At 64.3% G+C, this 25,023-nt stretch carries 19 protein-coding genes; 11 read left to right on the top strand and 8 right to left on the bottom strand.

Annotated features, from left to right (window positions below; genetic code table 11):
- Together aceB and ACSKT0_RS20960 are read right to left on the bottom strand one after the other, a co-directional pair.
- Positions 1-1,596, bottom strand: a complete 1,596-nt coding sequence (gene aceB / locus ACSKT0_RS20965; RefSeq protein ID WP_437771444.1) for a malate synthase A — start codon at positions 1,594-1,596, stop codon at positions 1-3.
- A 14-nt stretch (positions 1,597-1,610) separates the two neighbouring features.
- A complete protein-coding gene (locus tag ACSKT0_RS20960; RefSeq protein ID WP_437771443.1) occupies positions 1,611-3,035 on the bottom strand; it encodes an NAD-dependent malic enzyme in 1,425 nt (474 codons plus the stop codon).
- 211 nt (positions 3,036-3,246) lie between these two features.
- Here ACSKT0_RS20960 and ACSKT0_RS20955 point away from each other — a divergent pair, with 211 nt between their 5' ends.
- Positions 3,247-4,002, top strand: coding sequence for an IclR family transcriptional regulator (locus ACSKT0_RS20955; protein WP_059389461.1), 756 nt, complete (start codon positions 3,247-3,249; stop codon positions 4,000-4,002).
- Between the two features lie 296 nt (positions 4,003-4,298).
- Here ACSKT0_RS20955 and ACSKT0_RS20950 read toward each other — a convergent pair whose 3' ends face one another.
- Together ACSKT0_RS20950 and pucL are read right to left on the bottom strand one after the other, a co-directional pair.
- Complete coding sequence (locus tag ACSKT0_RS20950; RefSeq protein WP_437771442.1) at positions 4,299-5,789, bottom strand: nucleobase:cation symporter-2 family protein; 1,491 nt, start codon at positions 5,787-5,789, stop codon at positions 4,299-4,301.
- Between the two features lie 165 nt (positions 5,790-5,954).
- Positions 5,955-6,869 carry a factor-independent urate hydroxylase gene (gene pucL, locus ACSKT0_RS20945; protein WP_437771441.1) on the bottom strand — a complete coding sequence of 305 codons (915 nt, stop codon included), beginning with the start codon at positions 6,867-6,869 and terminating at the stop codon, positions 5,955-5,957.
- A gap of 441 nt (positions 6,870-7,310) precedes the next feature.
- Between pucL and ACSKT0_RS20940 the strand changes: the two genes are divergently transcribed.
- Positions 7,311-7,487 (top strand): hypothetical protein, encoded by a 177-nt coding sequence (locus ACSKT0_RS20940; protein WP_269995742.1) that lies wholly within the window; start codon positions 7,311-7,313, stop codon positions 7,485-7,487.
- Between the two features lie 115 nt (positions 7,488-7,602).
- On the opposite strand, the gene ACSKT0_RS20935 is transcribed toward ACSKT0_RS20940, so the two are convergent.
- On the bottom strand, positions 7,603-8,355 hold the full coding sequence (locus ACSKT0_RS20935) for a DUF2510 domain-containing protein (protein WP_437771440.1): 753 nt from the start codon (positions 8,353-8,355) through the stop codon (positions 7,603-7,605).
- 40 nt (positions 8,356-8,395) lie between these two features.
- Entirely contained in the window at positions 8,396-9,793 is a 1,398-nt protein-coding gene (locus tag ACSKT0_RS20930) for an 8-oxoguanine deaminase (RefSeq protein WP_437771439.1), read from the bottom strand.
- Between the two features lie 387 nt (positions 9,794-10,180).
- Between ACSKT0_RS20930 and ACSKT0_RS20925 the strand changes: the two genes are divergently transcribed.
- The 5 genes from ACSKT0_RS20925 to ACSKT0_RS20905 all read left to right on the top strand — a co-directional run bounded on the left by ACSKT0_RS20925 (position 10,181) and on the right by ACSKT0_RS20905 (position 17,490).
- A complete protein-coding gene (locus ACSKT0_RS20925; protein ID WP_284989955.1) occupies positions 10,181-10,675 on the top strand; it encodes a nucleoside deaminase in 495 nt (164 codons plus the stop codon).
- Positions 10,676-10,689: 14 nt separating this feature from the next.
- A complete protein-coding gene (locus ACSKT0_RS20920; RefSeq protein ID WP_437774088.1) occupies positions 10,690-12,261 on the top strand; it encodes an NCS2 family permease in 1,572 nt (523 codons plus the stop codon).
- 290 nt (positions 12,262-12,551) lie between these two features.
- Positions 12,552-13,742 carry an XdhC family protein gene (locus ACSKT0_RS20915; RefSeq protein ID WP_437771438.1) on the top strand — a complete coding sequence of 397 codons (1,191 nt, stop codon included), beginning with the start codon at positions 12,552-12,554 and terminating at the stop codon, positions 13,740-13,742.
- On the top strand, positions 13,733-14,674 hold the full coding sequence (locus ACSKT0_RS20910; RefSeq protein WP_437771437.1) for an FAD binding domain-containing protein: 942 nt from the start codon (positions 13,733-13,735) through the stop codon (positions 14,672-14,674). Before ACSKT0_RS20915 ends, ACSKT0_RS20910 begins: the two co-directional genes overlap by 10 nt.
- Positions 14,675-14,676: 2 nt before the next feature.
- Positions 14,677-17,490: a molybdopterin-dependent oxidoreductase gene (locus ACSKT0_RS20905; RefSeq protein ID WP_437771436.1), complete on the top strand. Its 2,814-nt coding sequence runs from the start codon at positions 14,677-14,679 to the stop codon at positions 17,488-17,490.
- 119 nt (positions 17,491-17,609) lie between these two features.
- On the opposite strand, the gene nboR is transcribed toward ACSKT0_RS20905, so the two are convergent.
- Positions 17,610-18,239, bottom strand: a complete 630-nt coding sequence (nboR, locus tag ACSKT0_RS20900; protein ID WP_437771435.1) for a nicotine blue oxidoreductase — start codon at positions 18,237-18,239, stop codon at positions 17,610-17,612.
- A gap of 202 nt (positions 18,240-18,441) precedes the next feature.
- On the opposite strand from nboR, the gene ACSKT0_RS20895 reads away from it, so the two are divergent.
- Positions 18,442-18,636, top strand: coding sequence for a YegP family protein (locus ACSKT0_RS20895; protein WP_437771434.1), 195 nt, complete (start codon positions 18,442-18,444; stop codon positions 18,634-18,636).
- Positions 18,637-18,690: 54 nt separating this feature from the next.
- Here the strand turns inward: ACSKT0_RS20895 and aceE are convergent, their stop codons facing one another.
- The gene (gene aceE / locus ACSKT0_RS20890; protein ID WP_437771433.1) at positions 18,691-21,456 is read right to left on the bottom strand and encodes a pyruvate dehydrogenase (acetyl-transferring), homodimeric type; all 2,766 of its coding nucleotides are present in this window, start codon (positions 21,454-21,456) and stop codon (positions 18,691-18,693) included.
- 345 nt (positions 21,457-21,801) lie between these two features.
- On the opposite strand from aceE, the gene ACSKT0_RS20885 reads away from it, so the two are divergent.
- From ACSKT0_RS20885 to ACSKT0_RS20875, 3 genes are all read left to right on the top strand, one after another.
- A complete protein-coding gene (locus ACSKT0_RS20885) occupies positions 21,802-23,370 on the top strand; it encodes an NCS1 family nucleobase:cation symporter-1 (RefSeq protein ID WP_437771432.1) in 1,569 nt (522 codons plus the stop codon).
- A gap of 85 nt (positions 23,371-23,455) precedes the next feature.
- Positions 23,456-24,214 (top strand): aspartate/glutamate racemase family protein, encoded by a 759-nt coding sequence (locus ACSKT0_RS20880; RefSeq protein ID WP_437771431.1) that lies wholly within the window; start codon positions 23,456-23,458, stop codon positions 24,212-24,214.
- Between the two features lie 21 nt (positions 24,215-24,235).
- On the top strand, positions 24,236-25,000 hold the full coding sequence (locus ACSKT0_RS20875) for an SDR family oxidoreductase (protein WP_437771430.1): 765 nt from the start codon (positions 24,236-24,238) through the stop codon (positions 24,998-25,000).
- Positions 25,001-25,023: the final 23 nt, after the last annotated feature.

Below are 25,023 nucleotides of genomic sequence, written 5' to 3'. Positions count from 1 at the left end.
CTACACCAGCTCGTAGGCGGGAGTGGTCAGGAAGTCCGTGTAGTCCTCTGAGAGACAGATGTCCGCGATCAGGCGGCTTGCCGGCTCGTAGAACTTCTCGAAGGACTCGGCGTCAACCTCGCTGCGCAGGCGATCGGTCTCTTCGCCCAGGATCCGGGTGACCAGTTCGCGGGTGACCGTGTTGCCGGTGTCGGCCAGGACGGACTTGTTGCGGATCTGCTGCCACACCTGGGAACGGGAGATCTCCGCGGTGGCTGCGTCTTCCATGAGGTTGTGGATTGCGACCGCGCCGCTGCCGGAAAGCCACACGGCGGTGTACGCGACGGCGACGTAGAGGTTCAATCGGAGCCCTGCCTCGGTCACGTGGCCCCCGGCGGAGGAGATGTCCAGCAGCTGCTCGGCGGTCACGGAGACCTCCGGGCGCTGCCTGTCCAGCTGGTTCGGCTTCTCGCCCAGGACCGAGTCGAACACTTCGCGGCAAGTGGAGACGAGGTCCGGGTGGGCCACCCAGGAACCATCGAAACCGTCGTTGGCTTCGCGGGTCTTGTCAGCGCGGACCTTCTCGAACGCCTGGGCTGTAACCTCGGGCTCGCGGCGGTTCGGGATGACGGCAGCCATGCCGCCCATGGCGAAGGCGCCGCGCTTGTGGCAGGTCTTGACCAGCAGTTCCGTGTAGGCGCGCATGAAAGGGGCCGTCATGACCACGGACGCGCGGTCCGGCAGGATGAAGGACTCGCCGGCGTCGCGGAAGTACTTCACGATGCTGAACAAGTAGTCCCAACGGCCGGCGTTCAGGCCGGACGCGTGGTCCCGAAGTTCGTAGAGGAACTCGTCCATTTCGAACGCGGCCGGGATGGTTTCAATCAGCATGGTGGCGCGGACGCTACCTTGCGGGATGCCGAGGTAGTCCTGGGCGAAGACGAAGATGTCGTTCCACAGGCGGGCCTCGAGGTGGCTTTCCATCTTGGGCAGGTAGTAGTACGGGCCGTGGCCGTTGAGGAGGAGCTGCTTGGCCACGTGGAAGAAGTGCAGGCCGAAGTCCACCAGCGCGCCAACGGTGGGTTCGCCGGCGAGCAGCAGGTGCCGTTCGTCCATGTGCCAGCCGCGGGGGCGGGCGACGACGACTGCGAGCGGCGCGTCCGTCCGAAGCCGGTATTCCTTGCCCTCGGGGGAGGTGTAGCTCAGGGAGCCCTGGGCGGCGTCGCGGAGGTTGAGGATGGCGTCGATGACGTTCGCCCACGTCGGGGTGCTGGCGTCCTCGAGGTCGGCGAGCCATACCTTGGCACCGGAATTCAGGGCGTTGATTGCCATCTTGGCCGGGGAGGCCGGGCCGGTCATCTCGACCCGGCGGTCCTGCAAGGCCTTGGGTGCTTCGGCGACCTTCCAGTCGCCGTCGCGGATGTCCTGCGTTTCGGGCAGGAAGTCGAGGCGGCCGGTGCGGGCCACTTCTTCACGCTTGGCGACGCGGGCCGCCAGGAGCTCGGTGCGGATGCCCGCGAAACGGCGGTGAAGTTCCTCCACGAAGGCCAACGCCTTGGGAGTCAGGATCTCCTCGGCTCGTTCGATCGGCCGGGGGTCTGTGACTGTGAGAGCCATGGGATGGTCCTTTCCTAGAGAGCGCTAGCGGCCTGCGTTTGCTGCTGCCGCGCGTTTGCTGCGTTTGCTGCGTTCGCAACGGCTGCGGCGACGTCGGCGGCAACGTGGGGGTCGAAGACGCTGGGGATAATGTAGCTCGCATTCAGTTCATCATCCGCGACCCGGTTGGCGATAGCCTCTGCGGCGGCGACGAGCATTTCCGGGATGATGTCCGATGCTCCGGCGTCGAGCAGTCCGCGGAAGAAGCCCGGGAATGCCAGCACGTTGTTGATCTGGTTGGGGAAGTCGCTCCGGCCGGTGGCGACGACGGCGGCGTGCTTGGACGCAATTACCGGGTCGATTTCCGGGGTGGGGTTGGCCATGGCGAACACGATCGCGTCCTCGGCCATCGAGGCGACCTGCTCTTCGCCGATTACGTGGGGAGCGCTGACGCCGATGAACACGTCGGCACCCCTGAGGGCTTCGTGCAGCGTGCCGGAGAATCCGGCTTCGTTGGTGTTCGCGGCAATCCAGGAACGGTGCTCGTCGTCGTACTTTTCGCTCGAGTGGATGGCGCCGGAACGGCCGGCGGCGACGATGTGCTGCGCGCCCTGGGCCTTGAGGAGCTGGATGATCGCCGAGCCGGCAGCGCCGACGCCGGAGACCACGATCTTGACCTCGGACAGCTTCTTGTCCACCACGCGCAATGCGTTGACGAGGGCCGCGAGGGTGACGATCGCCGTTCCGTGCTGGTCGTCGTGGAAGACGGGGATGTCCAGCTCGTCGCGGAGCCGCTTCTCGATTTCGAAGCAGCGCGGGGCTGCGATGTCTTCAAGGTTGATGCCGCCATAGACGGGGGCCATGGCCTTGGCGATCATGATGATTTCTTCTGTGTCCTGGGTGTCCAGGCAGACCGGCCAGGCATCGACGTTGGCGAACTGCTTGAACAGCGCGGCCTTGCCTTCCATGACAGGAAGGGCTGCGGCCGGGCCGATGTTGCCCAGGCCAAGGACGGCCGAACCGTCTGTGAGGACGGCGATGGTGTTGCGCTTGACCGTCAGATTGCGGGCAGCGGCCGGGTCTTCGGCGATGGCGAGGCAGACGCGTGCGACGCCGGGGGTGTAGGCCCGGGAAAGGTCGTCGCGGTTGCGCAGGGCCACCTTCGGGACGACCTCGAGCTTGCCGCCCAGGTGCATGAGGAAGGTGCGGTCCGAGACGTGCTGGACCTTGACGCCGTCGAGCGCGTTGAGGGCGTCTTTGACGCGGTTCGCGTGGTCTTCGTCCGTGGTGTTGCAAGTGACGTCGACAACCAGGGTGTCGTGGTGCGACTCGGTCACATCCAGCGCGGTGACTGCCGCGCCGGCAGCGGCGACGGCTGCGGCCAGCTCGCTCGTGGCAGTGAAGCTCGACGGCGCGGCGACGCGCAGGGTGATCGAATTTCCGGGGCTCGGGTTCGCCATTGAATTTCCTCCTCGTACAAGGCCCGTAACGGGCCTCCGCTCAAACCGAATGTTTTCGTATTATGGATATTATTATCTACGAAGTGGAAACACAAGCCCTAATCGATGGGCAAGCATTCCGGCGTCGTGTGCTGTATCTTGAGTGTTCTAAGCAACTCTTTTCACGATGCGGATAAGAGTTGTCGGATTCCGAGCCATAGGAGACAACGGAATGGCTGAAAAGCCCTCGGGAGGCGTGCAGTCCGTCGAGCGCGTCTTCGAACTGCTGGAACTCATCACCGACGCCGGCGGAGACGTCACGTTGAGCGAACTGTCGTCGTCGACAGACCTGCCGCTCCCCACCATCCACCGCCTGCTGCGTACTTTGGTGTCCCTCGGCTATATCCGGCAACTGCCCAATCGTCGCTACGCGCTGGGCCCCCGGCTCATCCGGCTTGGCGAAGGCGCCAACAAGCAACTCGGAGCCCTGGCCCGTCCCCAGTTGAAGTCCCTCGTGGACCGGCTCGGCGAAACGTCCAACATGGCCGTCCTGGATTCCGACATGGTCATCTACGTTGCCCAGGTTCCGTCGTTGCACTCCATGCGCATGTTCACCGAGGTGGGCCGCCGCGCCCATACGCACGACACCGGCGTCGGGAAGGCCATTCTTGCCCAGCTCGACGACGAGGTGGTCCGCGGGATCGTGGCCCGCACGGGCATGCCGACTCCCACGGCAAAGAGCATCGGGGACATCGACTCCCTCCTCGCTGATCTGAACCGGATCCGTGAACGCGGCTACTCGATCGACGAGGAAGAGCAGGAGATCGGCGTCCGTTGCTTCGCGATGGCCGTCCCCAACGCTCCGACGCCGACCGCCATTTCCGTTTCCGGACCGGTCTCCCGCGTGGACCAGCACTTTGCCGACCGCGCCGTGCCCTTGCTGCGCGAGGCTGCCCTCGCGATCTCGGCCGAGCTGAACCAGAACTAACCTGTCCCGACGCTCGCTCACGTATGTGGGGTTTCGGGCGGACGCTCGCTCACGTATGTGGGTTTTCGGGCGGACGCTCGCTCACGTATGTGGGTTTTCGGGCGGACGCTCGCTCACTAGCGCTCCTTGAACTACCTGCATGAATAAAACTGCTCCCCGGAAATCGGCCTGAATTTCTCAGTCCAACTTCCGGGGAGCAGTTCATCATGTGAGCGACGGTCTCGAAAGCACCCCGTATATGTGAGCGAGGGTCTCGAAAGCACCCCGTATATGTGAGCGAGGGTCGGAGGAGGCTGTCAGTGCTCGGCCGGGGAGTCCGACTTGAGAGGCACTTCCTTGCCCTCGGCGTCGATCAGTTTGCCGTTCTCGAAACGGTCGCCGTTCGCAAGGCACGCAATATCCGATTCGGTGACCACGCGTCCCGTGCCTGCCACGAAGACCGACTGGTTGTCCGAGTTGCCGGCCTTGAGGTGGTTGAAGAGCACGTTCAGCAGGATGGCCATGATGGCGGCCGAGCTGATGCCCGAGTGGAAGATCGTGGAGAACCAGGACGGGAACTGGTCGTAGAACTTCGGGGCGGCGATTGGGATCATGCCGAAGCCGATGGACGCCGCCACGATGATCAGATTCATGTTGTTGCGGTACTCCACCTTCGAGAGCGTCCGGATGCCGCTTGCGGCCACAGTTCCGAAGAGTACGACGCCGGCACCGCCCAGGACGGGCGTCGGAACCGCTGCGACAACGCGCCCGAGGACGGGCAGCACGCCGAGAACAACCAGGATGAGTCCGCCGGCACTGACCACGAAGCGGCTCTTGATGCCGGTGATGGCCACGAGACCGACGTTCTGGGCGAAGGCACTCTGGGTGAAGGAGTTGAAGAGAGGTGAGACGGCGCTTGAGAGCATGTCCGCACGTAGTCCGTTGCCGATGCGCTTGGAGTCGACCTTGGTGCCCACGATTTCGCCAACTGCGATGATGTCCGCCGAGGTCTCGGTCAGGGTGACCAGGATGACGATCAGCATTGAAACGATGGACGCGATTTCAAAGATGGGAGCACCGAACGCGAAGGGCGTGGGGAAAGCTACGATCGGACCCTGGCCGACCTTGGAGAAATCCGCCATGCCCGTGGCGAGGGCAATGACGGTCCCGATAGCCATGGCAAGGAGGATGGACAGGCGGGAGATGGCCGCGTTGCCGATCTTGCTCAGGAGCAGGACGATGCCCATCGTGGCCGCGGCGAGACCGATGTTCGCCATGCTGCCGTAGTTGGGTGCGGCGCTGTTGCCGCCCATGGCCCAGTTCGCTGCGACGGGCATGAGGGTCAGTCCGATCGTGGTGATGACAGTACCCGTGACCACGGGCGGGAAGAACTTGATGATCTTGGAGAAGAGTGGAGTGATCGCCAGGCCGATCAATGACGCCACAATGACGGAACCAAACACGGCTTGGATTCCGCCGCCTCCGTGGACGATCGCGACCATGGTGGAGACGCCGGCGAAGGACACGCCCTGGACCAGCGGCAGTTGCGATCCGAAGAACGGGATGCCGATCGTCTGAAGAATGGTGGCGAGGCCGCCGACAAACAAGCAGGCTGCGATCAGGAGGCCGATGTCCTGCGAGGACATGCCCGCGGCGGCCCCGATGATGAGCGGCGGGGCGATGATGCCGCCGTACATGGTCAAGACGTGTTGGAAGCCGTAGGCGAACGTGCTCCCGATCGAGAGGCGCTGGTCCTCGGGGCGGGCTGGCCCGGACTGTGCGGAGCGGGATTTGTTCTTCGTGTTCATGGCAGACTTTCTTGGTTCATGGCAGACGTCTTTGTCTGGCTAACGTTGTCTGGCTAACAATGTGGTTTTGGGTGTGAGGGATTGCCCAACTGACTCGCATTTGATGTCGTTTTGAGGCTCCAAAACGACAGTTACTGCGAGTCAGTTGGGCGGGTACCCGGGGGCTTAGCAGAAGCCGGCGATGCCGTTCCACGCAGCCGGGGCAGGTGCGGTGTTGTCGCGCTGGACCGTGGCTTCGATCAAGCCGTACGGGCGGTCCGCAGCGAAGAAGACCTCGTTGGGGTTGTCGAGGCCGAACGGGCTGAGGTCAACCAGGAAGTGGTGCTTGTTGGGCATCGAGAACTTGATCTCGTCCACTTCGCTGTGGGCTTCCAGCACCTTCTTGCCCATGTCGAACAGGGTCTGCTGCAGGGCGTGGGAGTAGTTCTCCGTAAAGCCTTCCAAGAGCAGGGCCTTGATGTCCTCGTAGCTCTTGTTGAAATCGGTCCCGGCAGCGTCCAGCCCGGTCTTGTAGCGCCAGCGGGCCGAGACGTCGGTGGCGAGGATGCGGTCCGTGGTCTCGGGCAGCGTGGTGTACCGGTCGCGGGGGTAGCCCACGAAGCCGGACTGCGTGGTCTTGAGGACGGTCAGGTCCTTGAGGCCGGAAATCACGTGCGTCGTGTTGCCTTCACGGACGACGACGGCGGTGCGGACTTCCTGGCCCTTGCGGACAAAGCTGTGGTCATGTTCGGAGCCGTGTGCCTGAATGCGGTCCCAGGTGTAGGCCTCGGCTTCCCAGCGGCCACCCGTAACCCACTCGAAGCCCGAGGTGAAGTGTTCGCTCAGGCGCAGGAGGAAGGCTTCGGGGGAGCCGATGCCGTCGCGGGCAAAGGCGTAGATGGTGTTCTTCTGGGTGTCCGTGGCGACGACGTGTGCGTTGTCGCCTTGGAGGTGCGCAGCCTGGAAGTCGCCACGCAATTGCGAGGTGACGTTAAGGTCTTCGATCTGGTGGCGGTCGGTGTCGCGGGTGACTTTGACGACACGGACTTCTGCCTTGCCGTACTGGTTGTCGCCGAGGACGATGTTGTTGCTCATGGTCATATCCCAACTTCTGTGAGGTGGAACCACTAAGGTCCACCAATGAAATTAAGCGCGTGTTTCGTACGCGTTTCTGGTGGAGCCGACCCAACAAAAAAGAGCCGGCATCCGTTGATGCCAGCTCATTACGACCCTGCCTGCTGCTCCCAGGTTACGTGACCTGCGCCACGAATTGAAGAAAGCGTAGCCCACGATTGCCAGTGGTGTACATCACTTCCGAAGAATCGTTACCTACTTTCTGATTGTGACCGACGGTGGTTGGCGGCAGGGGCATGGTCCCGTGGGCACCCCTTGACGAGGTTCGCGAATCCCCTCTACCATTTCCATATAACAAAAAATGTTTTCCAGTATGTGGAAAATAAGGTGCGGAAGCTAAGTAGGACCCAACGAGAGGCCTGAGCCGCATCGCCACGGAGAACTTGAGCGCATGAAATAGGAGGACAGATGGACTCGCAGGATAAGAACAACGTCGTGGAATTCCCGGCGCCCGGCCAGGAACTGTACCTGCCGTTCGGCGCTACGGATCCTGACTTCTACATTCCGGCCGACTGTGACCGCATGCCCGGGACCTTCTCCCGTTGGCTGCGCGCCCTTCCGGTATTCGGCCGGCAGCGTTCCTAGGGCTCCTGCCCCTGGGGATGAGGGACTCTGCGCAACAGAGCCGAAAAGGCGGGCGGCACCTGGGGAGATGCCGCCCGCCGCTTTGCTCGTGGGACAGAAATTTCGCCCGGCTAACCTACATTGGTAGAGCCTTGGCGATGGTCGAAACGATCATGCTCGCTTTGACGGACACCAGGATCAGGCTCACGGCGGTCAGGCCTATCAGTGCCCAAACAGGCGCGAGTCCGCGCTGCGGGGCGACCTTGTGGACGATCACTGATCGGCCCACCACGTAGACTCCAGCGCCCAGGAAGGCCCATGCCCAGTGGAAGGGGCGGACCACCCCGTCCCTCTGCAGCTTTTGCCAGTCGAGGTAGGACAAGAGAACGCTGACCCCGTAGATGAGCCAGGAAGAGATAACGAGCAGGAAATATGGAACGCTGAACGCACTGGGATCCAGGGTCGGTACGCGCCGAGCGCCGACATACCGCAAGTGGAAGACCGGGTTCCAGAGCATCAGGATAATCAGGGTGATCACCGGCAGCAGCGTGACGAGCCAAATGAACGGATTGTAGACCGGCGTTTGCTTGCTGATTTCCGGGCGCGGCGCGGGCTGGACCGGCCCTGCGTACTGCGGAGAGCCGGCGTATTGCCCTGGGCTCGCGGCCGCTGGGCTCGCGGCCGCGGGCCACGCCGCGCCGTCCTGACCTGCGCCGGGCTGACCCGCGCCGGCCTGACCCGCGCCGGCCTGACCTGCGCCGGCCTGGGTCGGCGGGTTCCAAGCGTTCCCAGTCCAGGCGTTACCGTCCCACCACCGTAGCTGCCCTGAGCCCGAGGGGTCCGGGTACCAACCTGGAGGAGTCGGCGTGTTGTGCTGGGGGACGGTCATGATTTGCCTCCTGATCTACGACCTAATCGAGAGGCTACTCCTAACCCCTGATGATTTTCTGTGCGGCGGCTGAATGTTTGGCAATAAGTTCCGGGATGTCCAGTCCCGGAATCTGCCCGTCCACAACCCGCCACTTGCCGCCCACCATGACGCGGTCGGCGCGGTCCGCCGCGCAGAGCAACAACGCCGCGACGGGATCATGGCTGCCGGAGAAGCGCAGTCCGTCGGGCTTGAACAAGGCAAGGTCTGCCTGCATCCCGGGCGCGATCTGGCCGATGTCCGTCCGGCCCAACACCGCAGCGGATCCCCGCGTCGCCCAGCCGAGCGCACGCTCCACAGGGACGTCCGCGCCGTAGCGCAGCCGCTGCAAATACAGCGCCTGCCGCGCTTCGAGGATCATGTTGGAGGCATCGTTCGACGCCGAACCATCCACTCCCAGCCCTACCGGAACCCCGGCGGCCTCAAGTTCCAGCACCCGTGCGGTGCCGGATCCGAGCCTCATGTTCGACGTCGGGCAGTGCGCGACGGCGGTGCCCGCAGCACCCAGTCGGGCGATCTCGTCGTCGTCGAAATGGATGCCGTGGCCCAGCCAGGTGCGCTTTCCGAGCCAGCCGACGCTGTCCAGATAATCCACGGTGCGTAGCCCGAACATCTCGCGGCAGAAATCTTCCTCGTCGATGGTTTCCGCGAGGTGCGTGTGGAGCCGGACATCCAACCGTTCGGCCATGGCAGCGCTCTCGGCCATGATCTCCCTGGTCACTGAGAACGGTGAGCAAGGGGCCAAAGCGATCTGGATGACCGCACCGTCTCCCCGTTCGTGGTACTTGCCGATCAGCCGTTCGCTGTCCGCGAGGATGACCTCGGGGCGCTGCACAGTGGACCGCGGAGGCAGGCCGCCGTCGTCCTCGCCCAGCGTCATGGACCCTCGGGTGAGCGTGGCGCGCATTCCGAGTTCACGCACGACGCCGACCTCGACGTCGATCGCGTCCTCAAGTCCCGCGGGGAAGAGGTAGTGGTGGTCGGCTGCCGTGGTGCAGCCGGAAAGCAGGAGTTCCGCGAGCGCTACCTTCACGGCAAGCTCGAGGCTGTCCGGCGTCAACCGCGCCCATACGGGATACAGGTTCCGCAGCCAGGGAAACAGGGGAGCGTTGGCCACCGGGCCCCAGGCGCGAGTGAGCGTTTGGTAGAAGTGGTGGTGCGTGTTGATCAGACCGGGAAGCAAGACGTGGCTGCCGGCGTCGAAGGTTTCATGGCATGGCGCGGAAGGGCGCTTTCCTTCGGGGACGAGCTCCGCGATTTTCCCGTCGCTGACCACGATGCCGCCGCCGGCGTCGAGCCGGTTGGCGGTGAACACTGCGAGGGGATTCTTGATCCAGAGCCGGGAAGGGGCTGGATCCGTTGCCGGGGCTGCTGGCTGGAAATCGGATTTGGGGGACACGGGAATCCTTGTCTGGTCGGCGTAGTTGCGTTCCAGCTCAGTGGGTCCTGTCTGCTGATCCAGGTTCCGGAGGTCAACCCTGCCGGTGGCACCCAGCGTAGGTGGCTCGTCGAAATGCGTCAATGTGACCGACGCCCAAGCCTGGCCTCCTGTCCGGCATCAAGCGCGAATTTCACATGTCGAAACTTTTTTTCCAGAAACTATGGCGCGGCTCACATCTCCGGTGCTAATCTCAATTTGCCAAAGGCGGGCACCCGGACTCCGGGAAGCTATCTACCAGGCGAAACCTTCAAAAGCACATGCTGAAGCCTGGTAATCGCAGCACTGGTCTGTCATGTTCAGATGCCTCCCTGGTTACAGGCTTCCTCAGCACTAAGGAAGTCGCACATGAGTACCACCGTCACGGCCGAACATTTCTTGGCCACTTCCATTGAGCTGGCAACAGCCAATGTCCTCAACAGCGGCGGGCCGTTCGGCGCCGTCATTGTCACAGCGGATGGCCGCGCCTTCGAAGGCGTCAACCGGGTCACCGCTACCAACGACCCCACGGCCCACGCCGAGGTCACCGCCATCCGCAATGCCTGCCGCGAGCTCGGCACCTTCGATCTCAGCGGAGCCACCCTCTACACGAGCTGCGAGCCATGCCCTATGTGCCTGGCCTCGGCTCTCTGGGCCCGAATCGGCAACGTAGTGTTCGCAGCAGACCGGCACGACGCAGCCTCTGTCGGCTTCGACGACGCCGTCTTCTACGAATACTTCGAGAACGAGGACCGGGACACCCTCATGCCGGTCACCAAGCTGGAACTGGGCGACCCCCAGGCACCGGCCATCCTGGAACCCTTCAACACCTGGAACACGCTTGACTCCAGGATTGACTACTAGGGCCGGTGGCTGAAATGACCATCCTGGACCCCGCAGAAATGCGAACTGCAACTGAAAAGCAGGCTGCGCCTTCCGGCGCAGGGCAGACAGATGCACGCGAAAAGCACACGGCAACCGGAGTAGCACAGCGGGGCAGCAGCCCCAGGCCCCCGGCGTCGAACTCCTTCCTGGATCGTTTCTTCCAGATCACCAAGCGTGGCTCCACGCTGGCCCGCGAATTCCGCGGCGGCATCGTCACGTTCTTCACGATGGCCTACATCGTTATCCTCAACCCACTGATCCTGGGCGGATTCTCAGCCCAGAACGCACCCACGGATGTGGCTGGCGGATGGTTGTCCGCGGCACAGGTGGGGGCAGTCACCGGCCTGACCGCCGGTGTCATGACGGTCCTCTTCGGCCTGATCGCGAACCTGCCGTTCGGGCTCGCCGCAGGCCTGGGAATCAACTCGTTCCTCGCAGTCGCCGTCATCCACGAAGTCACCTGGCCGGAAGCCATGGGCCTCGTGGTCATCAACGGCATCCTGATTGTCCTGTTCGGCGTCACGGGCGCCCGCACCGCGATCTTCAAGGCTGTCCCCAAGGAACTCAAGGCCGCCATCACCGTTGGCATCGGCCTGTTCATCGCCTTCATCGGCTTCGTCGATTCCGGTTTCGTCCGCGCCACAAAGGGCGGACCTCCGGTACAGCTCGGCAACGATGGTTCCATTACCTCAATACCTACCCTCGTTTTCATTGTCGGTCTGCTGGTTATGGGAATCCTCGTGGCCCGCAAGATCCAGGGCGGCCTCCTGATCGGAATCGTCGCCACCACGGTCCTCGCCGCCGTCGTCGAGGCCGTCATGCACATCGGGCCTGGCAGCGCCGCCAATCCCGGTGGCTGGCACCTCAACACCCCGGTACTGTCCGGCCAGCTCGTGTCCGCCCCGGACTTCAGCCTGGTGGGCCACTTCGACCTCTTCGGTTCGTTCTCGCGGATCGGCGGCCTGGCGGCCACGATGCTGGTGTTCACCCTGGTGTTCACCAACTTCTTCGACGCCATGGGCACCATGACCGGCCTCGCCAAGAGCGCCGGCGTGGCTTACAAGGACGGGACGTTCCCGAAGCTCAAGTCGGCCTTCATCGTCGAAGGCCTGGGCGCGGTAGCTGGCGGCGCGACGTCGGGCTCGTCCAACACCGTGTACATCGACTCCGCTGCCGGCATTGGCGAAGGCGCCCGCACCGGCCTGGCGTCGGTGGTCACCGGGTTGCTGTTCCTGGGCTCGATGTTCCTGACCCCGCTCACCAGCGTGGTTCCGCTCGAGGTCGCAGCCGCGGCCCTGGTGGTAGTGGGTGCCATGATGATGGCGCAGATCCGCGAGATCAAGTTCTCCAAGTTCTCCGTGGCCCTGCCCGCCTTCCTCACCATCGTCACCATGCCGCTGACGTACTCCATCGCCAACGGCATCGGCGTCGGATTCATCTCCTGGGCCGTGATCCACTCGGCATCGGGGAAGGGCAAGAAGGTCCATCCGCTCATGTGGGTGGTGACCGTGGGCTTCCTGATCTACTTTGCCCGCGGGCCGATCAGCGCACTCATGGGATCGTAGCCGGCCGTTGAGACGGCGGTCCGGCCGCAAATCACCGCAATGAATAGGCGTCCGCCGATCGTCCCCAACCGCATAAATCGGACGACGACGGCGGGCGGCGGTGAGGTGCGGCCGCTCCGCTAAGGACCGGGGTGGGAAATGAGAGGCCCGCCCCGGTCCTCTTCACGCAACGGGATGTCCGTTTACCCGAAGCTCTCCTGTACAGACGCAAGGAATGAGAATATGAGGCAAGATCGCACACTGCCCCGGGCGGTTCGCCGGTCCGGGACCTCGGTAAAGGAGGTGTTGCCATGTTGGATTTGATGCCTTCCCTGGGCACGTGGCGGCCCGCGGTCTCCGGGCAGCGATGCGCCGTCGCGACCATTGTGGCCTCGGGAGGCTCCGTGCCCCGGCCGCTCGGCACGTCCATGCTGGTTTCAGAACACGGCGATGTCCTTGGCAGCCTCTCCGGAGGTTGCGTGGAAGGCGCCGTGGTGGAGGCTGCCCTTCAAGCAATGCACGACGGCGGCAGTCGCCTCGAGTCGTTCGGCTACAGCGCCGAGGACGCGTTCGCCGTCGGGCTCACCTGTGGGGGCGAGCTGGAAGTCCACATCCAGCCGACCGGGACCGCCGGCATTGACCCGGCTTTGTTGAATGCCGCTTCCGGTGGCTCTTCCCTGGCACTCATCCGCAGGCTCGACGCGGCGGGAGGCGCCGTCGTCGTTCCTGATCCGGCGGGTTTTTCCGCCGCAGGTTCACGGGAACTTTCGGCCCTTCTCGGCGGGGATGACGCCGTGATCCGCGCGGCCGCGGCCCAGCTCGAACCACTCGTGCATGGCGGCCGGGCAGGGCTGGTGCGTCTCGCCCCGGCCGAAGGTTGCGGGGGCTCCGCGCTGGAAGCCGAAGCCATTACTCTCTTCGTCGAAAGCCGTCTGCCCGCGGCCCGGATGCTGATCTTTGGCGCCAACGACTTCGGCGCGGCCTTGCTCCCCGCCGGGAAACTCCTGGGCTACGAGGTCACTTTGTGCGATGCCCGCCCCGCTTTTTCGAGCCAGCGCCGATTCCTCGCCGCAGACCATCTCGTCAATGGCTGGCCGCACCGCTACCTTGCCGACGAAGCAACCGCCGGCCGGATCGATTCCCGCACCGTCGTGTGCGTGCTGACCCACGATCCCAAATTCGATATTCCCCTGCTGGAAACAGCCCTCGCATTGGATCTCGCTTATGTGGGAGCCATGGGTTCCAGGCGCAGCCACCGGCAGCGGATCGACGGATTGCTCGACTGCGGCATCCCGGCCGAGGCCCTCGAACGCCTGCATTCGCCGATCGGGCTGGATCTTGGTGCCGTCACCCCCGCCGAAGTGGCTGTTTCCATTACCGCCGAAATCCTCGCGTCCCGCGCTCCGCACCCGGCCTCTGCCGGGGGTTCACTCAAAGACCGGACAGGACCGATCCATCACAGCAACACCCCCCAACAAAGCAAGGTGACCCCATGGACATGAACACCATCGAGTCCGTGGTCGCCACCACGGATCCCGGCCAGTGGCGCGAGGGCGATGCTTGGCTCGCCGGCGGTACGGTCCTGTTCTCCTACGGCAGTCCGGCGGGCAGCGAAGAACCGCTGAAACGCCTCCTCGATCTGGGCGAAGCAGGCTGGCCGGCCGTCACCGTGAGCGACGCGGGCATTGAGTTGGCCGCCACCTGCACCGTTGCCGAGCTCTACGCGCTCCCGGTGTCGGACGCCGTGGACGGCCGGAACTGGGCGGGACTGGAACTTTTCCGGCCGTGCTGCGACTCTTTCGTGGCCTCTTTCAAGGTGTGGAACATGTCCACCGTTGGCGGCAATGTTTGCACTTCGCTCCCGGCTGGGCCGATGATTTCGCTGTGCGCCGGCCTGGATGCCAGGGCCACCATCCTCGGCCGGCACGGCAGCAGCCGCACGATTCCAGTGGCCGAGTTCGTCACCGGGGACGGGAAAAACTCACTGGCACCCGGTGAGCTCTTGCGCAGCATCCAGTTGCCGGCGTCGGCCTTGGCAGCGAAGGTGGCCTTTCGCCGGCTCTCGCTCAGCAACCTCGGGCGATCGGGGGTGCTGCTGATCGGAAGGCTCGACGCCGATGGCAGCCTGGTCCTCACCGTCACCGCCGCCACCAAGCGGCCCGTGCAGCTGCGGTTCGCCGCCGCGGAGTTGCCTGACCCTGAGCAGCTGGCCGCCGCCGTCGGGCATTCGATCCCCACGGAGCTCTACCACGACGACATCCACGGGCTCCCGGAATGGCGCCGCGATATGACGTTCCGGCTTGCCGAGGAGATCCGCGCGGAGCTGCTCGACCCGGTTTCAGACGACGCGCCGCACACGGTCTCGGGCGATTTCTGGCCGCCGCAGGCCACTTCGCCACAGCCATCCACCCAACCCGCACAGAAGGAGGCCTGAGCATGGCAATCGAGATCAACGGAACAGCCACCGAGGCCGCTCCCCGCCCGGGCCAGTGCCTTCGGACGTTCCTGCGTGAACAGGGCAACTTCGGCGTCAAGAAAGGGTGCGACGGAGGCGACTGCGGCGCGTGCACTGTCCACGTGGACGGTAAACCCGTGCACAGTTGCATCTACCCGGCCGTCCGCGCCGAGGGGCATTCGGTCACCACCGTCGAGGGGTTGTCGAGCGGGGAAGAGCTGCATCCGGTGCAGGAGCAGTTCCTGGAAAACCAGGGCTTCCAGTGCGGTTTCTGCACGGCGGGCATGATGATGACGGCCGCCACCTTCGACGAGGAACAGAAGGCCAACCTCCCGCGAAACCTCAAGGGAAACCTGTGCCGCTGCACGGGTTACCGCTCCATTGCGGACGCCGTCTGCGGCGGCCACACGCACGCACCCGACGGCGATGCGGCAGCAAGTGCCGGCCCGGAAGCAATAAATACGGGCCGGCTCGGCGACAACGTTCCCGCGCCTGCGGGACGCGCCGTCGTCACCGGTACCGCCCGCTACACCCTCGACGTCCCGCCGGAACAGCTCCCGGGACTGCTGCATCTCAAGTTGCTGCGCTCGCCCCACGCGCATGCCCGGATCGTTTCCATCGATACGACGGCGGCCCTCCAGGTACCCGGCGTCGTCGCGGTCTTCACGCATGAGGACGCGCCGGCCCGGTTGTTCTCAACCGCCCAGCACGAGCTTTACACCGACGACCCCGACGACACCCGTGTCCTCGACAACGTGGTCCGCTTCATCGGCCAGCGGGTTGCCGCGGTCGTCGCCGAATCGGTGGGCGCAGCGGAAGCCGGAGCCCGGGCCATCAAGGTGGAATACGAACTCCTGGACGCTGTGTTCTCGCCGCAGGAGGCGTTGCAGCCCGGTGCGCCCGCGATCCACGGTGAGAAGGACGGGGAAACGGCACGGATTTCCCGCCCGCAAAACAACGTCGTGGCGGAGGTGCATTCCGAGCTGGGGAACGTCGAAGCCGGATTCGCAGCGGCCGACTTCATCCACGAGAACACCTACCAGACCCAGCGGGTACAGCACGTAGCGATGGAAACGCACTGCTCAATCGCGTGGGTGGAGCCCTCCGAGAATCCAGGGGAGGACCGGCTCATGGTGCGTTCCTCAAGCCAGGTCCCGTTCCTGGTCCGGCGCACTCTGGCCCGCGTGTTCGATCTTCCTGAGGACCGCATCCGCGTGGTGGCCGGCCGCGTGGGCGGAGGGTTCGGTGGTAAGCAGGAAGTGCTCACGGAGGACCTCGTGGCCATGGCGGCCCTCAAGCTGCGCCGGCCGGTGCAATTGGAGTTCACCCGCACCGAACAATTCACCGCCACCACCACACGCCACCCCTTCACCATCAAGGTCAAGGCCGGCGCGAGCCGGGACGGCCACTTGACAGCGATGCAGCTGGACGTAGTCACCAACACCGGTGCGTACGGAAACCACGCGCCCGGAGTGATGTTCCACGGTTGCGGCGAGTCCTTGGCCGTCTACAACTGCGCCAACAAGAAAGTGGACGCGCAGGCCGTCTATACCAACACAGTCCCGGCCGGCGCCTTCCGTGGCTACGGCCTGAGCCAGATGATCTTCGCAATCGAATCCGCGGTGGATGAACTCGCCGTCGGAATCGGCATGGACCCCTTGGATTTCCGGCTCAAGAACATGGTCCGGCCAGGTGACGACATGCTCTCCACCAACCCGGAACCGGAAGAGGACGTCTTTTACGGCAGCTACGGCCTGGACCAGTGCGTGGCGTTGGTCCGGGATGCCCTCGAACGGGGCGAGAAACGCTACCGGGATGCCGGCCTCGACAACTTCGGCCCGGGGTGGGTCACGGGCGTCGGTTCCGCGCTGTCCATGATCGACACGGTTCCGCCTCGGGGCCACTTCGCCCACACCAGGCTTAGGCTCCTGCCGGACGGCACGTTCGACGCCGCCGTCGGGACCGCCGAATTCGGCAACGGCACCACCACGGTCCACGCGCAACTCGCGGCGACCGCCCTGTCCACGACGGCGTCCAAGGTGGCTGTGCGCCAGTCCGATACGGACCTCGTGGAGCACGATACCGGGGCATTCGGGTCCGCAGGCACCGTGGTGGCCGGCCAGGCAACTCTGCTCGCGGCGCAGGAACTCGCGCTGCGGATCCGGGCAGTGGCGGCCGTGTTTGCCGGTGTGCCGGAGGCGGACTGCGTGCTCGAAGACGGTGCCGCGCGCTGCGGTGAGCGGGTGGTTCACTTCGCGGAGGTGTACGACGCCGCGCAGCAACAGGGCGTGGAACTCGCCGCCGAAGGGCGTTGGGGCGGAACCCCGCGTTCGGTCGCCTTCAACGTCCACGGATTCCGGGTGGCCGTGAACACCGGCACGGGAGAGCTCCGGATACTGCAGAGCGTCCAGGCGGCCGATGCCGGCGTCGTGGTCAATCCACGGCAATGCCGCGGCCAGGTGGAAGGCGGAATCGCCCAGGCGCTGGGTGTCGCACTGTATGAAGAAGTCCGCGTGAACGACGTCGGCCGGGTCACCACCGACATCCTGCGGCAGTACCACATCCCTTCCTTCGCGGACGTGCCACGCAGCGAGGTCTATTTCGCGAAAACGAACGACCAAATGGGGCCGCTCGGTGCGAAGTCCATGAGCGAGAGCCCGTTCAACCCCGTGGCACCTGCGCTGGCCAACGCCATCCGTAACGCCACCGGGGTGCGGTTCGCGGCGCTCCCCATCGCCCGGGACAAGATCTACCTGGCGCTCAAGGACGCCGACGCCTCTGCCCCCCCTAACTGACTCGCATTTAACGTCGTTTTGAGCCCTTAAAACGACATCTACTGCATGGGCCCACGCCGCCAGGGTTCCCTGGCCGAGCTTGCGAGGCGAGGGTGGCGGTGGGGACAGTTGGGAGGTGGCTAGTCGCTGAGGAGGTGCAGCTTGTCCTTCGTATCGAGGTCGGCTCCGTCGGTGAGGTCACTGCAGTCGACGACGTCCACGAGGCCGGGGTGCGCCTCGAGGAAACGGCGTGCTCCGGCGTCGCCCACGGCGGACTCGGCGACGTCGGCGCGGAGGGTGGCGTCGATAATCAAGGGGTGGCCGCGCCGGAGTTTTATTGTGTTGCCACCCCCGAAGGCGGCTTCCGCGTATCCAGCTGCGGTCACACGGCCCGGTCGGTGCGCGGCAAGCAGCCTGGCGACGACGCCGGGGGTCAACCCCGGCTGGTCCACCAGGGCCACCATGACGTTGTGGCCATGGGTAGCTGCCGCAATACCGGTGCGAAACGAACTGGCCATGCCGGACGCCCACTCCGGGTTGTCCACCACGAGGTACCCGCCGAGCTCTGTCGCACCGCGGACATCCTCGGCCCCCGCCCCGAGTACCACCACCACCTCCAGGCAACCGCCGTCGAGCAATGTTTTGGCGAGTACCTCCACCAAGGTGTGGCCGCGGAAGGGCAGCGCCGCTTTGGGGCCGAGGCCCAGGCGCGTCCCTGCGCCGCCGGCCAACAGCACACCAGTGGTGGGCACGGAGCTGGAATCGTTCATGGGGTTCACCCTATCCATGTGCCCCCGCGAGGTCTCTAGGTTCACCTTGCATTCCAATATAGGTCTACCGAAAAAGGTTGAATATTACCCATGGGTAGGCCTTCTGGCAGGCTCCCCTGGCCGATATTCTCTTATGGACTTCACGAGAGTCGGTGGTCATCGAAGGGGATGCAATGACGCATCCGCGGTGGAAAGAGGGTTTATGTCTGGCATTTTCGAAATCTTGACAGCGGGGGAGCAATCGTTCCGTTTCCGGTTGAAGGCTGATGATGGAACGGTAGTGGCGGTATCGCCCAAGTTCCCGGATATTGCGGCCCTTGTGGCCGGTATCAACGCAGTCAGGGAGAATGCCGCCACAGGATTCGTGGTGGATCGCCGCTCGCTCGGAGCGTCATAGCAAATCGGCGGTAGTGCTCACGGAGCACTACCGCCGATTCTTTTTTACAGCTTTTTAGGAGTCGCCTCCCGAACCGCCGGTGGTTCCGGCAGCCACGTCGAGGAGCTTGTACCGGTCAATGGCGTACGACGGCGCACTAGGGTCAACCTCGCCCCTCGCCGCGAGTAGTTGCAGGGTCTTCACGACGATGGAGTGGGTGTCGTTTTTGAAGAAGCGTCGTGCGGCTTGGCGGGTGTCGGAGAATCCGAATCCGTCGGCGCCGAGGGAGGCGAATTCGTTGGGGATGAATTGGCGGATCTGGTCCGGGACGGCCTTCATGTAGTCGGTGACGGCGATGACCGGTCCGGTGGCGCCGGCGAGTTGCTGGGCGACGAACGGGGTGCGGGGTTCTTCGCCGGGGTTCAGGAAGGCGTGTTCTTCGGCGGCGAGTCCGTCGCGTCGGAGTTCGTTCCAGGAGGTCACGGACCAGACGTCGGCGGAGACTCCCCAGTCCTGGGCGAGGACTTTCTGGGCTTCCAGGGCCCAGGGGACCGAGACGCCGGAGGCCAGGATCTGCGCGCGGGGCCCGTCGGTTTTCGCCGGGGCGAGCAGGTAGATGCCCTTCAGGAGGCCTTCGGTGTCGAGGTTTTCCGGTTCCGCGGGCTGGCTGATCGGTTCGTTGTACACGGTGAGGTAGTACATCACGTTTCTATCGGATGCAGGTCCGGTTCCTTCGCCGCTTGCGGCCGGTCCGTACATGCGTTCGAGTCCGTCGCGGATGATGTGGCCGATTTCGTAGCCGTAGGCGGGGTCGTAGGTGAGGACGGCGGGGTTGGTGGAGGCCAGGATGGGGGAGTGTCCGTCGGCGTGTTGGAGTCCTTCGCCGGTGAGGGTGGTCCGTCCTGCGGTGGCGCCGATGATGAAGCCGCGGGTCATTTGGTCCGCGGCGGCCCAGAAGGCGTCGCCGGTGCGTTGGAAGCCGAACATGGAGTAGAACACGTAGATCGGCACGAGGGGTTCGCCGTGGGTGGCGTAGGCGGTGCCGGCGGCGGTGAAGGCCGCGACGGCGCCGGCTTCGTTGATGCCGGGGTGGATGAGCTGGCCCATGGGGGATTCCTTGTAGGCCAGGACGAGGTCCCGGTCCACGGAGAGGTAGTTCTGGCCGCCCGGGTTGTAGATCTTCGCGGTCGGGAAGAACGCGTCCATGCCGAAGGTCCGCGACTCGTCCGGGACGATGGGGACAATCCGGTGGCCGAATTTCTTGTCGCGGAGCAGGTCTTTGAGCAGACGGACGAAGGCCATGGTGGTGGCGGCCTGCTGCTTGCCGGTTCCCCGCTTGGCAACGTCAAAGGTCTTGGCGTCGGGCAGCTCAATGGCCGCATGGTTGGAACGCCGCTCGGGGACCGAACCCCCCAGCGCAGCTCGGCGCTCGAGGAGATAGGCGATCTCGGGCGCGTCCATGCCTGGGTGGTAGTACGGCGGCCGGTAAGGATCCTCTTCCAATCGGGCGTCGGAAATCGGAATCCTCAAGTAATCCCTGAATTCCTTCAGATCGTCGAGAGTGAGTTTCTTCATTTGGTGGGTCGCGTTGCGGCCCTCGAAGTGGGGTCCGAGTCCGTAGCCCTTGACGGTCTTGGCCAGGATCACGGTGGGTTTGCCCTTGAACTCGACCGCGGCCTTGTACGCGGCGTAGACCTTGCGGTAGTCGTGCCCGCCGCGTTTGAGGTTCCAGATCTGCTCGTCGTCCAGGTCCGCGACCATGTCCTTGGTGGCCGGGGTCTTCCCGAAGAAGTGTTCCCGGACGAACCCGCCGGATTCGGCCTTGTAGGTCTGGTAGTCCCCGTCGACGGTTTCGTTCATGATCTTCACCAGGGACCCGTCGGTGTCCTTGGCCAGGAGGTCATCCCATTCCCGGCCCCAGACGACCTTGATGACGTTCCAGCCCGCGCCGCGGAAGAACGCCTCCAGTTCCTGCATGATCTTCCCGTTGCCGCGGACGGGTCCGTCCAGGCGCTGGAGGTTGCAGTTGATCACGAAGTTCAGGTTGTCCAGGTTCTCGTTCGCGGCGAGCTGGAGCAGGCCGCGGGACTCGGGCTCGTCCATTTCCCCGTCGCCCAGGAACGCCCAGACCTGCTGGTCACTGGTGTCTTTGAGGCCGCGGTCGTGCAGGTAGCGGTTGGACTGGGCCTGGTAGATCGCGTTCATCGGGCCGATGCCCATGGACACGGTCGGGAATTCCCAGAACGAGGGCATCAGGCGCGGGTGCGGGTAGGAGGAGAGGGCGTGGCCTTGTTTGGACTTTTCCTGCCGGAACCCGTCCAGGTCCTCCTCCGAGAGCCGGCCTTCCATGAACGCCCTGGCGTACATGCCCGGGGACGCGTGTCCCTGGAAGAAGACCTGGTCCCCGCCCGAGGCGTGGTCCTTGCCGCGGAAGAAATGGTTGAAGCCGACCTCGTACAAGGTCGCGGCCCCGGCATAGGTGGAGATGTGCCCGCCCACCCCGATGTCGGACCGCTGGGCCCGGTGCACCATCACGGCCGCGTTCCAGCGCATGTACGCCCGGTACCGGCGCTCGAACTCCTCGTTGCCCGGGAACGGTGCTTCCTGGTCCGCCGGGATCGTGTTCACGTAATCGGTGGTCGTCACCATCGGGACCCCCACCGACTGGGACCCTGCCCGCTGAAGCAGGCTGCGCATGATGAACTGCGCCCGCTCCGTGCCCTGCTCCCTGATCAACGCATCCAAAGACTCAACCCACTCGGCAGTCTCTTCCGGATCACGATCAGGCAGCTGGGAAGTCAACCCGCTAAGGATGTGTGAGGTCTCTTCTCCTGCAGCCACGTCCAACCTCTCTTCATTGAATGTCTGGGCGCTTGCACTGTGGTGCGCGCTGAAAACGTGCATAGAAATTTCGTATTGTGAGAATAAAATTCTGTAATTCGAGATTAGCCATGCGTTCGCCAAGCGTCAATCTCGCGTTGCGGAGGCTAGTGCCCGCAAGGCCTCGCGGCCCCACTCTGCCGTTTGTGACCGCCGTCGGGACCGCAGGCCTTGACCAAAGGTGACCTAGCTCATACAGTTATTTCACTATTCAATAACTAGATTCCACGATGCGAAAAAGTTTCAACTCCTCTCACAGCGTCTCGGAAGCCTAGTTGCAGCACCACAAAGAAGTGGAGATCCACGATGCAATCGACTCCCCCAGTCGGCGTCACAGCGGCTCCGGAGCAGACCGTACTGCCAGGCAGTTCGGTCCATCCGTCAGTAGGAAATGAAACCCTGTGCGATGTAGCGTCCGTCGCAGCAGGCCGTGACATCAGCCCCAGCCTCTACAACCTCGACCTCGCCCCCACCAAGAAGGAGGGTAGGCGCTGGACCAGCTACAGCATCTTCACCCTCTGGGCCAACGACGTCCACAGCCTTGGCAACTACGCTTTCGCCATCGGCCTCTTTTCGCTCGGCCTGGGCGGGTGGCAAATCCTCGTGGCCCTGGGCATCGGCGCGGTTTTGTTGTTCACCCTCTTGACCTTCTCCGGATTCATGGGCCAGAAGACCGGCGTCCCCTTCCCGGTGATGAGCCGGATCAGCTTCGGTATCCGGGGCGCCCAGTTGGCCAGCCTGGTCCGAGGCGCAGTGGCCATCGCCTGGTTCGGAATTCAGACCTACCTTGCCTCCGTGGTGCTCCGCGTCATGCTTGTCGCCATGTTCCCTGGGCTCAAGGACATGGACGCCAACTCGATCCTCGGCCTGTCCACCCTTGGCTGGATCGCCTTCGTATCCCTCTGGATTGTCCAGTTGGTCATCGTCAGCTTCGGCATGGAGATGATCCGCAAATACGAGGCCTTCGCCGGCCCCATCATTCTCGCCACCATGCTGGCCATTGCCATCTGGGTCTTCGTGGAGGCCGGGGGCGCCATCCAGTGGTCCGGCATCAAGGGGCTTGAAGGCGGGGAGATGTGGCGCACGATCTTTGCCGGCGGCGCGCTGTGGGTCTCCATCTACGGCACGTTCGTCCTGAACTTCTGCGACTTCACCCGTTCCTCGGTGTCCAAGAAGTCCATTGTCCGCGGCAACTTCTGGGGCATCCCCATCAACATGCTCCTGTTCGGCGCAATCGTGGTCATCATGGCCGGCGGCCAGTACAAGATCAACCGCAAGATCATTGAAAGCCCCTCCGACATCGTGCAGAGCATCCCCAACACGCTCTTCCTCGTCCTGGCCTGCCTTGCCTTGCTGATCCTGACCATCGCAGTGAACCTCATGGCGAACTTCGTGGCACCTGTCTACGCGCTCACCAATCTCTTCCCCAAGCACCTGAACTTCCGCAAGGCAGCCTGGGTCAGCGGTACCATCGGTCTGGTCATCCTGCCGTGGAACCTCTACAACAACCCCTTGGTGATCGTGTACTTCCTGGGCGGACTCGGCGCGCTGCTCGGCCCGCTGTTCGGCGTCGTCATGGCCGACTACTGGCTCCTGCGCCGCGGCAAGGTCAACATCCTTGACCTCTACACGGACCACCCTTCGGGCACCTACTTCTACAAGCGCGGCGTCAACCCCCGGGCGATCGCCGCAATGGTTCCGGCCGCCGTCGTCGCCGTCCTCATTGCGTTCGTTCCGGCTCTCGAGGCCGTGGCACCGTTCGCCTGGTTCTTCGGAGCAGGCATTGGAGCGTTGTGCTACTACGTCTTCGCGGACAAGAAGCAGCAGCACACCGACGTCTCCGGCGAGCCGATCGCCGTCGTCAGCAATCACTAATACTCAACTGACTCGCAGTTAATGTCGTTTTCGCCCGTCAAAACGACAACAACTGCGAGTTAGTTGGGCTACCCAGGAGGAACACATGCGCATCCTCGTCGCAAACGTCAACACCACCCAATCCATGACCGACTCCATCGCGGCCCAGGCCCGAAGCGTCGCGGCTCCCGGCACCGAGATCATCGGCATCACCCCGCGGTTCGGCGCCGATTCCTGCGAAGGGAACTTTGAAAGCTACCTCGCCGCCATCGCAGTGATGGACCGCGTGGTCAACTACCCCGAACCGTTCGACGCCGTCATCCAGGCCGGCCATGGCGAGCACGGCCGCGAGGGACTCCAGGAGCTCCTCGACGTCCCGGTGGTCGACATCACCGAGGCCGCGGCCAGCACCGCGATGTTCCTCGGCCACAAATACTCCGTGGTCACTACTCTTGACCGCGCGGTCCCGCTCATCGAAGACCGCCTCAAGCTCGCCGGCCTCGACGACCGCTGTGCATCCGTCCGCGCGAGCGGCATGGCCGTCCTGGAGCTCGAGGAATACCCGGACCGCGCAGTCGAAGCCATCGTGGAACAGGCCGAACGCGCCGTGCGTGACGACAAAGCCGAGGTCATCGTCCTCGGCTGCGGCGGCATGGCAGGGCTCGACGAACAGATCCGCCAACGCTGCGGCGTTCCGGTGGTGGACGGAGTCGCCGCCGCCGTGACCATCGCCGAGTCGCTCGTCCGCCTGGGACTGTCAACGTCCAAGGTCCGGACCTACGCCACGCCGCGCCCCAAGACCGTCATAGGCTGGCCCCTGACCATAACGGACACGACGACGGCGGATGCTCCCGCCGCGCGCTAGCTCAACAAACAGGAGAACCGCGTGAGCGAAACCATCCCTACCCGGCCCCGGGTCGCCGTCGTCACCGGAGCCGGTTCCGGGATCGGGCGGGCGGTGGCCCGCCTTCTGTTGTCCGAAGGTTACCGCGTTGCCCTCGCCGGACGGCGGGAAGCGCAGCTCCTCGAGACTGCCGACGGCCACCCCGAGGCGCTTGCGGTGCCGTGCGATGTGACAGTGCCCGACGACGTCGCGCGCCTTTTCGCGGCGGCCCGCCAGCGCTGGGGGAGGGTTGATGTCCTGTTCAACAATGCGGGCATCTTCGGCCCTTCCGGAGGCGTGGACGAGATCAGCGTGACCGATTGGAATGCCACCCTGGCGGTGAATGTCACCGGTTCCATGTTGTGCGCGGCCGAGGCCGTGCGCACCATGAAGACGCAGGAGCCACAGGGCGGACGCATCATCAACAACGGCTCCATCTCAGCCCATTCGCCGCGGCCATTGTCCGTCGCGTACACCGTGAGCAAGCACGCCATGAGCGGCCTGACCAAGAGCATAGAGCTTGACGGGCGCCCGTATGGCATTACGTGCGGGCAGATCGATATCGGCAACACCCGCACCGAAATCATGGACACCATCGGCGTGGGCTCGGGGGCGCTCCAGGCAGATGGCAGCAGGCGCGTGGAGCCCATGTTTCCTGTGGAGGATGCTGCACGCGCTGTGCTCATGATGGCCAACATGCCCGCGTCGGCCAATGTTGGTTCCGTGGTGGTGACCGCCGCCGGGATGCCGTTCGTGGGCCGGGGCTAGGTGGCAGCTGCTGGAAGCCCGGC

This window comes from Arthrobacter sp. KNU40 (genome assembly GCF_051515115.1).
GTDB lineage: Bacteria > Actinomycetota > Actinomycetes > Actinomycetales > Micrococcaceae > Arthrobacter.
Note: the sequence above shows the minus strand (reverse complement) of the source record. Positions and strands in the feature narration are given on the sequence as shown.

Excerpts from the sequence above, each read along its gene's own strand:
- aceB (WP_437771444.1), bottom strand. The coding sequence starts at position 1,596 with ATGGCTCTCACAGTCACAGACCCCCGGCCGATCGAACGAGCCGAGGAG.
- ACSKT0_RS20960 (WP_437771443.1), bottom strand. The coding sequence starts at position 3,035 with ATGGCGAACCCGAGCCCCGGAAATTCGATCACCCTGCGCGTCGCCGCG.
- ACSKT0_RS20955 (WP_059389461.1), top strand. The coding sequence starts at position 3,247 with ATGGCTGAAAAGCCCTCGGGAGGCGTGCAGTCCGTCGAGCGCGTCTTC.
- ACSKT0_RS20950 (WP_437771442.1), bottom strand. The coding sequence starts at position 5,789 with ATGAACACGAAGAACAAATCCCGCTCCGCACAGTCCGGGCCAGCCCGC.
- pucL (WP_437771441.1), bottom strand. The coding sequence starts at position 6,869 with ATGACCATGAGCAACAACATCGTCCTCGGCGACAACCAGTACGGCAAG.
- ACSKT0_RS20940 (WP_269995742.1), top strand. The coding sequence starts at position 7,311 with ATGGACTCGCAGGATAAGAACAACGTCGTGGAATTCCCGGCGCCCGGC.
- ACSKT0_RS20935 (WP_437771440.1), bottom strand. The coding sequence starts at position 8,355 with ATGACCGTCCCCCAGCACAACACGCCGACTCCTCCAGGTTGGTACCCG.
- ACSKT0_RS20925 (WP_284989955.1), top strand. The coding sequence starts at position 10,181 with ATGAGTACCACCGTCACGGCCGAACATTTCTTGGCCACTTCCATTGAG.
- ACSKT0_RS20920 (WP_437774088.1), top strand. The coding sequence starts at position 10,690 with ATGACCATCCTGGACCCCGCAGAAATGCGAACTGCAACTGAAAAGCAG.
- ACSKT0_RS20915 (WP_437771438.1), top strand. The coding sequence starts at position 12,552 with ATGTTGGATTTGATGCCTTCCCTGGGCACGTGGCGGCCCGCGGTCTCC.
- ACSKT0_RS20910 (WP_437771437.1), top strand. The coding sequence starts at position 13,733 with ATGGACATGAACACCATCGAGTCCGTGGTCGCCACCACGGATCCCGGC.
- ACSKT0_RS20905 (WP_437771436.1), top strand. The coding sequence starts at position 14,677 with ATGGCAATCGAGATCAACGGAACAGCCACCGAGGCCGCTCCCCGCCCG.
- nboR (WP_437771435.1), bottom strand. The coding sequence starts at position 18,239 with ATGAACGATTCCAGCTCCGTGCCCACCACTGGTGTGCTGTTGGCCGGC.
- ACSKT0_RS20895 (WP_437771434.1), top strand. The coding sequence starts at position 18,442 with ATGTCTGGCATTTTCGAAATCTTGACAGCGGGGGAGCAATCGTTCCGT.
- ACSKT0_RS20885 (WP_437771432.1), top strand. The coding sequence starts at position 21,802 with ATGCAATCGACTCCCCCAGTCGGCGTCACAGCGGCTCCGGAGCAGACC.
- ACSKT0_RS20880 (WP_437771431.1), top strand. The coding sequence starts at position 23,456 with ATGCGCATCCTCGTCGCAAACGTCAACACCACCCAATCCATGACCGAC.